General features: G+C 55.9%; 10 protein-coding genes. 3 read left to right on the top strand and 7 right to left on the bottom strand.

Annotated elements, in window-relative coordinates; translation table 11 throughout:
- Nucleotides 1-41: 41 nt before the first annotated feature.
- The gene (locus HG15A2_RS02375; protein WP_145057463.1) at nt 42-1,544 is read left to right on the top strand and encodes a rhamnulokinase; all 1,503 of its coding nucleotides are present in this window, start codon (nt 42-44) and stop codon (nt 1,542-1,544) included.
- Between the two features lie 115 nt (nt 1,545-1,659).
- On the opposite strand, the gene HG15A2_RS02370 is transcribed toward HG15A2_RS02375, so the two are convergent.
- The 3 genes from HG15A2_RS02370 to HG15A2_RS02360 all read right to left on the bottom strand — a co-directional run bounded on the left by HG15A2_RS02370 (nt 1,660) and on the right by HG15A2_RS02360 (nt 5,596).
- On the bottom strand, nt 1,660-2,799 hold the full coding sequence (locus HG15A2_RS02370) for a bifunctional 2-methylcitrate synthase/citrate synthase (RefSeq protein WP_145057461.1): 1,140 nt from the start codon (nt 2,797-2,799) through the stop codon (nt 1,660-1,662).
- A 371-nt stretch (nt 2,800-3,170) separates the two neighbouring features.
- The gene (gene prpB, locus HG15A2_RS02365) at nt 3,171-4,079 is read right to left on the bottom strand and encodes a methylisocitrate lyase (protein ID WP_145057459.1); all 909 of its coding nucleotides are present in this window, start codon (nt 4,077-4,079) and stop codon (nt 3,171-3,173) included.
- Entirely contained in the window at nt 4,079-5,596 is a 1,518-nt protein-coding gene (locus HG15A2_RS02360) for an MmgE/PrpD family protein (protein ID WP_145057457.1), read from the bottom strand. The genes prpB and HG15A2_RS02360 overlap by 1 nt, the downstream gene beginning before the upstream one ends.
- A 167-nt stretch (nt 5,597-5,763) precedes the next feature.
- On the opposite strand from HG15A2_RS02360, the gene HG15A2_RS02355 reads away from it, so the two are divergent.
- Nucleotides 5,764-6,720, top strand: a complete 957-nt coding sequence (locus tag HG15A2_RS02355) for a PEP-CTERM sorting domain-containing protein (RefSeq protein WP_145057455.1) — start codon at nt 5,764-5,766, stop codon at nt 6,718-6,720.
- Nucleotides 6,721-7,061: 341 nt separating this feature from the next.
- Nucleotides 7,062-7,958 (top strand): PEP-CTERM sorting domain-containing protein, encoded by an 897-nt coding sequence (locus HG15A2_RS02350; protein WP_145057453.1) that lies wholly within the window; start codon nt 7,062-7,064, stop codon nt 7,956-7,958.
- A 148-nt stretch (nt 7,959-8,106) separates the two neighbouring features.
- On the opposite strand, the gene HG15A2_RS02345 is transcribed toward HG15A2_RS02350, so the two are convergent.
- The 4 genes from HG15A2_RS02345 to HG15A2_RS02330 all read right to left on the bottom strand — a co-directional run bounded on the left by HG15A2_RS02345 (nt 8,107) and on the right by HG15A2_RS02330 (nt 13,338).
- On the bottom strand, nt 8,107-8,808 hold the full coding sequence (locus HG15A2_RS02345) for a response regulator transcription factor (protein ID WP_145057451.1): 702 nt from the start codon (nt 8,806-8,808) through the stop codon (nt 8,107-8,109).
- The gene (locus HG15A2_RS02340) at nt 8,805-10,739 is read right to left on the bottom strand and encodes a sensor histidine kinase (RefSeq protein WP_246117858.1); all 1,935 of its coding nucleotides are present in this window, start codon (nt 10,737-10,739) and stop codon (nt 8,805-8,807) included. Before HG15A2_RS02340 ends, HG15A2_RS02345 begins: the two co-directional genes overlap by 4 nt.
- 27 nt (nt 10,740-10,766) lie before the next feature.
- A complete protein-coding gene (locus HG15A2_RS02335) occupies nt 10,767-12,215 on the bottom strand; it encodes a DUF3108 domain-containing protein (protein WP_145057449.1) in 1,449 nt (482 codons plus the stop codon).
- A gap of 316 nt (nt 12,216-12,531) precedes the next feature.
- Nucleotides 12,532-13,338, bottom strand: a complete 807-nt coding sequence (locus tag HG15A2_RS02330) for a putative ATP-dependent zinc protease (RefSeq protein ID WP_145057447.1) — start codon at nt 13,336-13,338, stop codon at nt 12,532-12,534.
- Nucleotides 13,339-13,433 lie beyond the last annotated feature (95 nt).

Genomic DNA, 13,433 nt, shown 5'->3' with positions numbered 1-13,433 from the left:
TTTGCCAACTTTAGTATTCTCGTCTTTGCTAGGCTGTTCCCATGTCGTCACCCGCACATCTCGCCATTGATCTCGGCGCTAGTTCCGGCCGCGCAATTGTTGGCGTATTGGCTGGTAGCCCGCTGAAGTTGCAACTTGAAGAAGTCCACCGCTTTGAGCACTCTCCGTGCCCTACACCCACGGGGCCCGTTTGGAATCTCACTGGCATCTGGCAACACATTCTCACGGGCCTGCGCGCAGGCGCAGCTTGGTGCAAGGAAAACGATGCTGAGTTGCAAAGTGTGGGCGTCGATACTTGGGGCGTAGATTGGACGCTGCTGGGCGCGAGTGGCGAACTGCTCGCTCTTCCACACTGCTATCGCGACCCAGCCAATGATGCGGCCTGCGAGCGTGTGCTCGAAGAACTCGGCGGATTCGAGCCGCTTTACGAGCGCACCGGCATTCAATTGATGCCACTGAATACAATCTTTCAGTTAGCAGCGCGCCACGCAGCAGAGCCACGCCTGTTTGACGCGGCTAGTCGTTTGGTGTTCTTGCCAGATCTGTTCCACTACTGGCTCTCGGGAGAACTATCATGCGAGCGCACGATCGCTTCGACCAGTAGCCTGCTGGCAGTCGAAAGTGGTGAGTGGGACACTAGCCTGATCGAGCAACTCGGTTTGCCGAGCGAATTATTTGCACCGCTGATCGAACCGGGCACAAAGTTGGGAACACTGCGAGCAGAGATCGCCAAAGAAACTGGCACTGCCGCCAACGTACAGGTCGTGTTGCCCGCATCGCACGACACGGGTTCGGCAATAGCCGCAGTACCAGCAGTGGGCGACGCCAGTTGGGGCTATCTTTCCAGCGGAACGTGGTCGTTACTGGGCGTAGAACGCGACACGCCGGTGTATAGCACGGCCGCCAGAGAAGCCCCTTTCACGAACGAGCGTGGGGCCCAACGCACAATTCGCTTGCTGAAAAATATCGCCGGCTTGTGGCTCATCCAAGAACTGAAACGCGATCTTGAAAAGGAAGGCCAGCAAGCTAGCTTTGCCCATCTCGTGAAAGAGGCCGAAGCGGCTGAGCCAGGCCGCACGATCATCAATCCAGACCGTGCGGAGTTCGCCGCGCCGGGCGACATGCGTGCGAAGATTCGGCAGTTTGCCCTGGAAACCAAACAAGAAGTACCGGAGACGACTGGCCAGTACGCCCGTTGCTGCTTGGAGAGCTTGGCCCTGTGCTACGGTAGAACGATCGGTCAGCTTGAGGGCGTGCTCGGTGAATCGCTCGACGTGCTGCACATCGTTGGCGGTGGCATCCAGAACACCCTGCTCAACCGCATGGCTGCAGAAGTCGTAAGCAAGCCGGTTGTCACCGGCCCCGTCGAAGCGACAGCCGTAGGCAACCTCATGGTGCAAGCAATGGGCTGCGGCGAAGTGGGCAACTTGAGTGAAGTTCGCCAAACGGTTGCCCGCTCCTTTGATCTAGAAACCATTGAGCCAACTCAAACCGCTAGGTGGGAACCGTTTCGAGATCGCTTTGTAGAGCTCGTGTCGGCGTGAGCGCTTCAGCGCCAGAACACTAGCCACGGATAGCACGGGTGTTCACGGAATGCTCAGCTTCTTTCATCAGTGTTATCTGTGTCATCCGTGACTAAATACACTGCGTTGGCAACACTCACGAGCGCTCGCCTATCCCAACCACCTCGCGCGGCCCTGGTCCAACATACTCTGCCAGCGGCCTGACGAGGCGGTTATCTGAGAGCTGTTCAGCGACGTGTGCCGTCCAGCCGACGACTCTCGCCATGACAAAAATGGGTGTGAATAGATCGATCTCGAAACCCATCAAGTAATACGCCGGGCCGGCGGGGAAGTCGAGATTCGGGTAGATGTTCTTGCGAGAGATCATTTCGGTTTCTAACACATTGGAAATCTCTAGCCACTTCTGCCCGTCTCGCAACTTAGCCAGTGAGTCGCGATACTTACTCATCGTGGGCACGCGCGAATCGCCGCTGCGATACACGCGATGGCCGAAGCCCATGATCTTTCGCTTCGAGGCGAGTGCTTCTTCCAACCAAGGTAATGCCTTTTCGGGCGTGCCAATTTCTTCTAGCAAGTGCATGACCGCTTCGTTCGCACCGCCATGCAACGAGCCCTTGAGTGCGGCAATGGCACCGCTAACTGCGCCACATAGATCACTCAATGTGGAGACAATCACGCGTGCTGAGAAAGTCGATGCGTTAAAGCCGTGCTCCGCGTAGAGCGTCATCGCCCCGTCGAAGGCTTTGACCACCTCTGCCTCAGGCACATCGCCTTGGCACATATTGAAAAAGTTTGCAGCGATTGAGAGATCTTCGCGCGGAGGAATCACTTCTTGCCCACGACGCAATCGCTGCGTGGCGGCAATCATTGTGGGAATCTTGGCGAGCAAGGCAATGCCCTTGCGCACTGCCGACTCGGGATCGTCGGCACCGGAGAATTCGTCCTCCATGCCAAGAAAACTCACCCCAGTCCGCACTGCGTCCATCGGATGCCCTTTGACCGGAAATCGCTCGATGACTTCCAACAAGTCTGAACTCAACTCGCGCGAACTTCGCTCTTGGTCTTGGAATGCATCCAGTTGTGCAGCATTAGGTAGTTCACCGAAGAGCAGGAGGTACGCAACCTCTTCAAACTCGCACTGTTCTGCCAATTCGTGGACCGGATAACCGCGATAGTACAACGACTTCTCTGCCGGTAGCACGTTCGACACAGCCGTGGTGTCGAACACGACGCCTTCGAGGCCCTTCTTTGCTACGAAACGGTCTGGAGTGGCCATGCATTTTCTTTCGTCGAGGAGGTTTACGTTTAGGTTATACGGGAATTGAAATGGAAGTTTGGTTTATTCGAAAAGTACCCCGAAGGGGTTACGCACCATAGCCTAGGGTTGGCCACTTGCGAGCCTAAGCGAGCCGTGGCCTATCCTAGGAAACGATGACACCCAGTTTCATCGACCGAGCGGACAGCATCGCCCGCCAAGAGAATGCAACCGAGGTCAAAATCAAACTGGCGGCAAGCTCGGTTGGTTGCGACCTCGGTATCACGCTCCTATAGTCGACGCTACTTGCTCGTTCGCGTGATGTGCGAACGATTCAACGAGTACGCTAGTTCTTGGATTTCCCCAAATAACAAATCTAAAGTAGCAAACCTTCACAACTTAAAGTTAAACAGGTCTTGATCGATCTTGGCGTACGACTCGTAGTCCAATAATTCGTACAAGCGTTGGCGGGTTTGCATATTGGCAACTGCTGCCTGTTGAGTGCCCTCGATGGCAAGTGTGTGAAAGCCCGCCTCCACTGCCTGCATGGCTAGTCGCAATGCGGTGACAGGATAAATAGCCACGTTGAAACCAAGATTCGTCAACTGCTCGGTCGATAGCAACGGCGACTTGCCGAATTCAGTCATGTTCGCCAGTAGTGGCACGTCGATCGCTTTACGAAACGCCGCGAACTCTGCCTCGTCCGCAAGTGCCTCTGGGAAAACCATTTCTGCGCCGGCATCCACATACCGCTGGGCACGCTCGATGGCAGCGTCCAGTCCGTCCACGCCGCGGGCATCGGTGCGGGCGATGAGCAGGAAGTTCTCGTCGCGTTTAGCATCGGCAGCCGCTTTGAGTTTGCGGACCATTTCCTCGTACGGTACCAATTGCTTATTGTCGAGGTGGCCGCATCGTTTGGGGAATTGTTGGTCCTCAAGGTGGCAGCCGCACATGCCAGCCGCTTCCATGGCTTGAATCGTGCGGGCTACGTTCGCCGGCTCGCCAAATCCCGTATCGATGTCCACAATCACAGGCAGCTTCGATACACGGGCAATCGCTTCGGAACGCTGGGCGACTTCGGTGAGCGTCGTGAGCCCAATGTCCGGCAATCCAAGATCAGCCGACAGCGCCGCACCGGAAACGTACACGCCTTCAAAACCAATTTCTTCGATGAGCATCGACACCAACGGCGAGAAGGCACCTGGGAAACGCAGCAACTTGTCGCTGCGCAAAGCGTCGCGAAATGCCTTACGCTTGTCGCTGGGTGACAGTACTTCAGATGTTAGGTTAGTCGCTGGCATCAAAAAATCCCTTCGGTATCGCGCTGAGTATGGGTCATCGAATTGGGATCAAGCTGCACGTTGAGCTGCGTGACTTCCTTGGCAGTAAGCTCAGTCAACCGCTCGCAGAGGCCGACGAAACGGTTTCGCTCGTCCTGATTTATCAGGCCATCTGTTAGTGTACCAAATTTGTGGACGTACTCCCTGCGGGCGAAGGGCTTTTCTCCATAGCAGTGGGCATTGGCAACGGCCATTTCGTCGGTGAGGATTTCTCCGCCGGCTAGCTGAATCTCCACCCGCCCGCCAAACGCCTTTTCTTTTGGGTCGCTTGTGTGGTAGCGCTCGGTCCAACTGGGGTCTTCGACCGTCTCGATTTTCTTCCACAGCTCGACCGTATCGGGCCGACCGGCACGCTCTGGCAGGTAGCTCTCGACGTGATGCCAAGCACCATCCTGCAACGCGACCGCAAGAATATACATAATGCTGTGGTCAAGCGTTTCGCGTGAAGCATGCGGATCAAATTTCTGCGGGTCTCCCGAACCTGTGCCGATGACGTAGTGCGTGTGGTGGCTGGTGTGGAGAGTAATTTTCTCGACAGCACTCCAGTCGGAAACTTTCTCCCGCATGCGGAACGCCAGATCGATGATCGCCTGGGCCTGGTACTCGGCGGAGTGTTCTTTGGTGTACGTCTCAAGAATCGCCCGCCGCGGTTCGCCCGACTCTGGGAGTGGCACGGAATAATTGGCCTCCGCGCCATCGAGCATGTAAGCGAGTACGCTGTCTTCCCCTTCGTAAACGGGCGAGGGGCTTGCCTCGCCACGCATGGCACGATCAACCGCTTCAATGGCCAGCTTGCCCGAGTGGGCAGGGGCATACGCTTTCCAGCTAGAGATTTCACCCTTGCGCGATTGGCGCGTTGAAAATGAAACATGCACCGCCTGCTGCACAGCCTGATAAACCGTCTCGGTCGGCAACCCCAACATGGCCCCAATGCCAGCGGCTTGGGCTGGACAGAGATGCGCGATGTGATCCTTTTTGTGCTTGTGCAGGCAAATCGCTTTCACGAGCGCAACCTGAATCTCGTAGGCTGCGACGAGCCCGCGAACCAGCGCCTCGCCCGTCGCGCCACACTGCTGGGCAACAGCGAGCAGGGGTGGGATGTTATCACCCGGGTGGGAATAGTCTGCCGCAAGGAACGTGTCGTGCATGTCCAACTCACGCACCGCCGTGCCGTTGGCCCAGGCAGCCCACTCCGCATCGAAGCGGCGCGAGTTTTCGATACCGAACAGACAAGCACCGTTTTGATCTGCGCTGCGAGGATGAGCCAGTGCTTGTGCCCGTGCATGAGCGACGGGAGGGCGATTCACTGCCGCGATGGCAACCGATGCATTGTCGATTACCCGATTGGCCACCATCTCCGCAACCTCAGGCTCAACGGCCACCGGATCGGTCGCCAATGCGGCCAGCTTCCAAGCAAGTTGCTCTTCGCGAGGTAGCGGCTCAGCAGACGGGTAAACTCGGACTTCGTGGAGTTGCATCGGTAGTCTTTCCTGGATAGCGATCGAGTAAAGTGAGTGTGGTTTACCGCACTTCACTCAAGTGGGTGTTTGGGCTGTTACAATGGGCGACATAGGAGCCAGAGTGGTTCCAGGGAATTCTAAATGGGAAATCCCGTTGCTGCGAACTTTTTTTTGGGAGATGACTAGTGACTGTCAAGAACATTGTTAGCTGCTGCGTTGCCGCAAGCATGCTGCTCGCTGCGTCGAGCACCTACGCGACCGAACTCTATCGAGACAATCTCGAATCTGGAGTAAGTTGGGGAATTAACTCCAGCAGTGCCGACGTCGCTGCAACGTTCGGCTTCGACTACGGTGCCGCAGGCGTCGCCATTCCCGAAGCACCCAACACACGCGTGGGCGATGCTCCTACCACGGGCCTCAAGGCCGAAGCCAACCTCGCGGTAGCAGGTGCCGACGAGTTTACCGTTTACCCAATTGGCCAAAACTTTACGGGGAACTACGAACTTCGCTTCGACGCGTGGATGAATTTCGACCTCGAAAATTACTACAACAACGGGCAAGCCGGCACGACTGAGTTCATGGGCGGCGGTCTTGGCTATGACAACACGGGTACCAGCGTTGGCTCCGGTGCCCAGGTTCTCGCGACGGGCGACGGTGGTTCGGGCAGCGACTGGCGTGCCTTCGCCGATGGCGCCTTCCTTAGCACTAGCGATATGGTCGCCGGCACCCGTAACGGCTTCGACCCCTACTACAGCGACTTCCTTCCCTCGATGTTGCCACCTGCCGGTCAAGCCCAAACGTACGTGGGCCCCGAAGGCGGTATTGCTGGTTCGCCGGGATTCCAGTGGATTACGTTCGAAATCAAGTCTGCTAACGGTAAAGCGCGTGTCACCATCGAAAAGCCCGGTGGCGACCGATTGCACCTGACTAGCATCAATGCCCCCGGCGACGCCCCCTTCACCTCTGACGGCAATATCAGCCTGACGTACACCGACTTCTTTTCGTCGATTTCGTCGGCCCCGGATATGCAGTTCGGGATTTTCGACAACGTCGAAGTCAACAGCATCCCCGAGCCCAGCTCGGTATTGCTCTTGGGCCTAGCAGGCCTGGGCCTCGTAGCCCGCCGCCGCCGGAACGTGTAACTGCGTAACCGACAGTTGAGACTTTGAACTACAGCGGGCGCTCGTAATTCACGAGCGTCCGCTTTTTTACCTAGGCGCTTCGCCACTGCCGATTTCTGATTGCGATCTTTTGTCAGCTTCTGTGTTGTCCACTCTTGGGCGAAATCGATCCCTAGGCACAAAACCTCGTACCTCTTGCATCTCCCACACGTCGATTTCTCCTTGTCTTGATAGGTAAATTTAACACTTTCTGCTGCAACCGTGGTTGAGTTTCGTCCCTTTATTCGCAATATCATGATACTGAAACGCATTTTCCCTTGGGTCCGAGCCGACTCTTCTGGCAAAGTGGAAGGAAAAGTCAAATGAAGGGCAACATTCTACTAACAGAGGCCTGCCTTGCGGCAGTCGCGCTGAGCGGCACCACCGCTTCAGCACAGCTCATCTCAGACGCATTTGAAGTGGATTCGTCAGCTTCTTACACAGTCCTCGACGAGTCGAACGCCACTAGCGGCGACGGTACCCCAGACAGCACGATTGATTTCGCATTCGATTACATTGCTGCGGGTATTCCACTGGCCCCAAATTCCCTAGCGGGCGACACCGGCGGGTTGCGCATGGCCGTCAACGAAACGTCTAACGATGCCGGACCTGCCGATCACATCACAGCCTTTCACAACACGGTGCTCAGCGGAAGCTATTCGCTGCAAGTTGATATCTACATGGGCGTTGAATCCGCTGGTGGGACCACCGAGTTCTCCAGCGCAGGCATCGGCTCAGACGCTTTGGACTTCAACTCCATCTTCACTCCCATTGCCGGCGATGGGCATTTCCTGTCGATGACTGGTGACGGGGGAAGCGGTTCCGACTACCGGCACTTTGTTGAAGGCACGCCCGTTGCCGATGGCGATGCCAGTTATCGCAATGACTTGAATACGACTAACGCACCCGGCGACACTTATCAGGAGATTTTTCCTGGCGGAGACTTCCCTGGTTCGCCTGGTAACCGCTGGACCACACTGACGATCAATGCGACCTCATCCAAGGTTTCGTATCTGCTCGACGGTACAACAATCATTGTTACGGACAGCGCCGACATCGACGGCCAAGTCAGCCTGGGATACGGAGATATGTTCTCGTCCGTAGGACCGCACTTCGTAGTCTTTGACAACCTCATCGTTAGCGAGATCCCAGAGCCAACCAGCCTTGCCTTGCTAGGCATGGGGGCACTAGGACTCTTGGTACGTCGTCGCCAGTCTTAGAGTGACACTAACGGTGTTCCGGGCAATGTCCGGTTCACTGGAAGAACTGACTTCAATCGCCGGGCTGCTGAAATGCAGTCCGGCGTTTTTCGTTTTGAGAACGGTGAGAATCAATATTCGCCATAACAACTAGTCAAAAAGGCTGGTCCTACGGTAGCTCAAACCGGTAGCCCACATCGCGAATCGTATGGATGAACTGCGGCTTGCTCGGCTGGGGTTTGCCCGGCTGCGGCTCGATCTTACTGCGCAACGTGGCAACGCAGCGATCGACACTTCGGCCACTGACAATCAAGGAGCGGCCCCAGACCTGGTCCATGATTTCTCGGCGAGTTAGTGCTCGATGGGTTTGCGACACGAAGAATTCCAGTAGCAGGTATTCCTTGCGAGTGAGCGAAATCTCTGCTCCGTCTCGCGTAAGTTTTTGAGACACACGATTGAACACCGCAGCGCCGATCTCCACCACCTCGGGCGTGTCGCCTGCTTGGCGGCGAAGTAGCCGCTGCACACGGGCGAGCAATTCGCGTATGCCAAACGGCTTGGTCATGTAGTCGTCCGCGCCAAGTTCCAAGCCGCGCACGATCTCTTCTTCTTGCCCCTTGGCCGTGAGCATGAGGATCGGCAAGTCGAGTTTCGCTTGACGCACGCGCTGGCAAAGATCGTAACCGTTGAGCAGCGGCAGCATGATGTCCAGCACGACAATATCCGGTGGTTGGGCAAGCACTTGGGCAAGGCCCGCTTGTCCGTCGCTGGCGGTTTCAACTTCAAAGCCGGCGCTTGCGAAGTTGTCGCTCAGACCACGCAACAAAGTAGGGTCATCCTCAATGATAAGAACTCGTTGGGTAGGGTTCATGCTGTGCTCCCCATCGACGCCAGCGGCAAGCTAATGGTAAACGTGCTGCCGACACCGCTCTGACTTTCCACACTCACTTCGCCGCCGTGAGCTTCGGCAATGGCGCGTACGATGCTCAGCCCTAGTCCACAACCGCCCTGGGTGCGCGCTACACGCTGATCGACTTGGTAAAAACGCTCGAACACACGGCCTGCGGCGCGAGCGCTTAGCCCGAGGCCATTGTCTCGAACGGCCAGCACTGCCCGACTGCCCGTTTGTTTGGCAGAGAGATGTATCAGTTTGTCGCCGGATTTCGTATCGCTGCTGTACTTCCGGGCGTTTTCTAAGAGGTTCACAACAGCGGTGACGAGTGAATCGAAATCAGCATTCACATAGATCGGGTCCCCCTGGTCAATTCCAAGCTCGAAGCCGCCCTCATCGACATGCTCTCGAAACACACTGGCGGACTCGCGCACGACGTCGCGTAGATCAATCAATTGGAAATCGAAATGCTGCTTCCCTCCCTCTGCACGAGAGAAAGTGAGAAAGTTATCGATGAGCCGCGTGAGCCGAGAGTTCTCTTGCGAGATGAGCTCCAGGTACTCTCGTGTTTGGACTTGAGTAGCTTCATCGGATTTGCCGTCGTCCTCCAACAAGGTATCGACGAGCAAGCGAATGGATGCCAATGGCGTTTTCAGCTCGTGTGAGACGGTTGCCACAAGATCGTTTTTCAATTGTGCCAATTTCAGACGCCGTCGCAATGTCTGCGCGAGCAACCAAGCCAACACAAAGGTCGTGGCTACGATGAGTCCCGCAATCCAAAAATGGACAGCCCGGCGCTGCTTGAGTGACTCGTCGTGGGGATTCGCTCCATCTGCCGAGACGAGATTCAAACGCCAGTGGCCTAAGTTCTCCCCCAGAGAAATATCTCCGAGCTTCTCCAAGCTCTCGGCGCGGGTGCTGACAGCAAATTCAACGCCACTAGGGAGCGGTAACTCAGCGGTAAGTCCAAGGAGTTTGTCGCGCACCGTATCCGTGCGATACAGTGCTGCGAAGCGGCCCTGGATGTCGGCTTGGCTCCACACGCCGGGCAGCTCAGTTTCTCTCAATTTATGTGAACGCATGCCTTCCGAGATTAGCGGCGCGGCTTCGGCGGCGAGTGCTTCAGCATCCGCGGTTGCCAACTTCAGCGGTTGTGACGACAGCTGTTGGAGCTTGCTCATTAAGAATCGCCGCTGCGAAGAGGACAGTGAATTGCCATCGTAGTCGTTGAGCCGGCGGGTGAGCGTCGTTGCGATTTCCTGCCAGCGAGGTGACTCGGTGCTTAGTAGCTCCAGCAGGCGAAGTTCGGCAGTCGCGGCAAAAGAGCGTCCTTGCGTATCGCAAACGTCATTGAGCCCACGCAACGACTCCAACAGGCTAATCGCCTGCTCTTGTTTTCCAGCCTTTAGCAGGCAGCGGACTTCAGCTTGCCGCGCACGTGCGTTTTCTACCGAACTATGTACCTCACGTGCTATCGCGGCGAATACCTCCGCAGCCTTATCGAATTCTTGCTCGGCGAACTCCAATCTTTCGGCGCGAAACCATCGTTGGGACTCATCCTCAGCGGGCGGCTCTGGTGATGTAATAGGCTCAGGGTAAAGTAGCTTACCAAGCGGATCAAAGATCAACACGCTGTCGCACCTCCCCCTGCTGGCAAGCTTGGCAAACGAGCGGGCTGGCTGGGTGATGTCGACCTGTTCGGCCAGTTCTTTAATTTGAGTAAACCATTGCTGCTGCACGGATTTAGCCGCTGACTTCAGTTGTGCCTCGTAGGCTTCTCGCAGCAGCTGGCTTGAAGCGAGCCGTTCGTTGCGAACCGCCTCGCGCATCATCCAGACCACTCCTACTGACGGCACGAGTACCGTGAGTAGGAGTAGTAGAATGAGCCACGCTTGGCGGTCGTTTTGCATCAACGTTAGTTCCTCTAGTGCCTGGGGCTATCTAATCGTGAGGCTGGAAACGATTTCTTCGAACGACGGCACTAACTTCTCGAAGTCGTCCCGCTCGGTCGTGAAGCGCAGATTCGCAGCAGTCGATTCCCCGAACACGCAAATCCGTCTCGCCCGCTTCGCAACCTTCCCTTCACGGTATTCAAACTCAACAGCCACGGCTTCTCGATCACCAATTTTGATGATCTCGATCCCCTTTTCGCTTAGCTTTAAGTTTCCTAATTGTTTGCCGTAATGCTCTAGAGCGTGTTCCGCCCAATCGCGAGGCGAATCGTGCTTCTCCTTAATTTTCCCCAAGGGGCCTGTTTCGATGCGAGCGTTGATTGAGGCATTAGGGCCGATCAAAGTAGTTCCCGTTTTGCCCTCGTCGTCCGCTTCGCCTGGGGCGTAGGCGTACCAACCCGGCGGAAGTGTCACACGAAATCCCTTGCCCTCTAGCAGCTTGCTCTCGTTGGGCTTCGCCTGGCGAATTTCCGTGAGCTCGGCAATCGCACCTCCCGCAACAAACTTCACGATGTACCGGTGCTCGTCGTTGGAAATCCAAAACGTCTGCTTTATGTCGAGCTCTAGCTTGAAGCACTCGAACTTACCAGCAGGTACTTCGACGGTTTCAATCTCCGTGACTTCTAAGCCTAGGGGAATAGTCGCATTATTAAGGATCGCTACGACGTCGAACTTTGCTTTGTAGCCTTCCCTTAAAGGCAGCCGACGAAATAGTTCCGCTGCTTGCTCGTTATCGTAATAAGGACTGTCGAGTTGTTTCGTGCTGGGTTTGTCTTTGCCGGCCAGCTCAATTTCCACTTGATCATTGCCGTAGACGGCTTGAGCTTCGCCCAGCAGTGTGTGTTTCCACTGACTCTCGATCGGGGCGAAGGTTTCGAAATCGACAAGCACATGGCTCTTGCCCGCCATGCCGTTGAGCGTGATCGTCTGCCAGGCATCGCATTCCCAAACCGGGCGACCTTCATGCTCTGCTTTGGCAATGCGAAAGACTTGCTGCCCCGCGGCTAAGCCATTGGGTAATTTGATCTCCATAATCATTTCGTCACCGTCGCCCCAAGGCACGGGTAGCAGGTCTGGCGCTCCGGGTTGCTTGCCCTTGGCTTGCTTCACCCACTCCTTCGCACTAGGGAAGTCATCAATGACCGCTTGAAACGCGCCAGCCGCTTTGTCCGCTTTGCCGAGCTTCTCGTAGCACAGACCAATGCGATACTGTGCTTGAGCCGCGGCTTCGGCGGACTTTTCGTGTTCGTTTAGCACTTGCTCGTAGATGTCGATGGCTTTATCTAAGTCGCCAACGGTTTCCTGTGCGTAGATGGCTTTTTCCAATAGCTCCGAAGCAGTAGCCGCAGCTGCCGGCATGGCGAGCAGCCCCATGCAAAAGCAGGCCAATAGCAACAGGCTCAATGGGCGGTTCCTAGTGAGGGGATGGAACATGTCGTTTCTCCATTTGGTCAAAGGCTCTTTCTCGAAGAGCGGGGGACGCACCACGGCATCTAAATGGCCAGCCTAGCAAAGTGGATAGGCAACGCGGGCGATACGACATGTATGATAGGAAGTGCATGTTACCAGCGTGTTACCGGCAAGTAGCAATCATGTCCTTTACCGGAAAAGCATCCCGGCTGGTATGCTGAGACAATTGGGCAAATGCAGAGGAGAGGAGAGGAGACTCTTGATTGCTCAGCCTAGCGAACATTCACAGCCCACTCGCAGACGCGATGCGTGCCTTCCGCCTGAGAAAAGGCTCCTACCTCTATTGTGGTATCTCGACATCAACGACAAAGTCGCCATGCAGGAAATTCCGACCCAGCAGCAAAGGATAAACCATGTGGCTGCGGTCGTTCAGCGTAACGCTGACTTCCTTTTCCAATTCGCCGTGAACCAGCAGCAACGGTACTGCGTAGCGCAGCTCTGCTCGCTCGGAGGTCTTCACACGCACCAGTCGGCCAATCTTCGTGTCGATCCACTTCGATTCGTCCCGATGATTCTGAATCTTCACGCGAATCGGCTTGCCGATGTTGTCTTCCATCTCCTCGGCAGGATCTTTGATGACGAATTTCACGGCATGGATCGAGCACGACTTGGCACCCGTGTCTACACGCGCCCGAAACGTCAACTGACTTTGTTGTTCCTGTGCTTGAGAGATCGCCCCAATCGTGAGCTTCCCTTGCGATTGAGAATCGCTTGGCAGGAGCTTTTCCGATCCGGGCGACGGCTTCTTATTCTGACTACGCTTAGCTAGGCGATCCTCCGTACTGCCTTTAGCTTCCGCAGGCACGCTCACCTGGGGTGGCGCTGGCTTGTTTTCGAGGCGTTTCTTGACCGTTGGCTCGCTTGTTCCTTTTAAACGCTCTGCTCCCGGGCTAACGGCACTTGCCGGAGGGGCCATTGATTTTGCTTTCGCAGCTGACACTGCCTCTTTGCTTTCAGAGTTACTTAGCCGGGCCTTCGGCTGACCTTCCTCTGCCCGCAGGCTACCGGCGGATAAGGCAAAGATGGCCAATAGACTCAAGAGAGCGGCCCGAAGTAGGTGCGGCATGTCGTAATAACATGTATTCATGTTCAATCTCTCAGTCTCTTAACCAGGATTTGAGGGCGAAAACGCGACTCCAGCAGGCCCACTGGTGGATCGGTCTAATATAACGTCTCAGAGAC

Origin of the sequence: Adhaeretor mobilis (assembly GCF_007741515.1) — a bacterium.
GTDB lineage: Bacteria > Planctomycetota > Planctomycetia > Pirellulales > Lacipirellulaceae > Adhaeretor > Adhaeretor mobilis.
The sequence above is the reverse complement of the archived record's forward strand: the minus strand, read 5'-3'. Positions and strand labels throughout refer to the sequence as shown.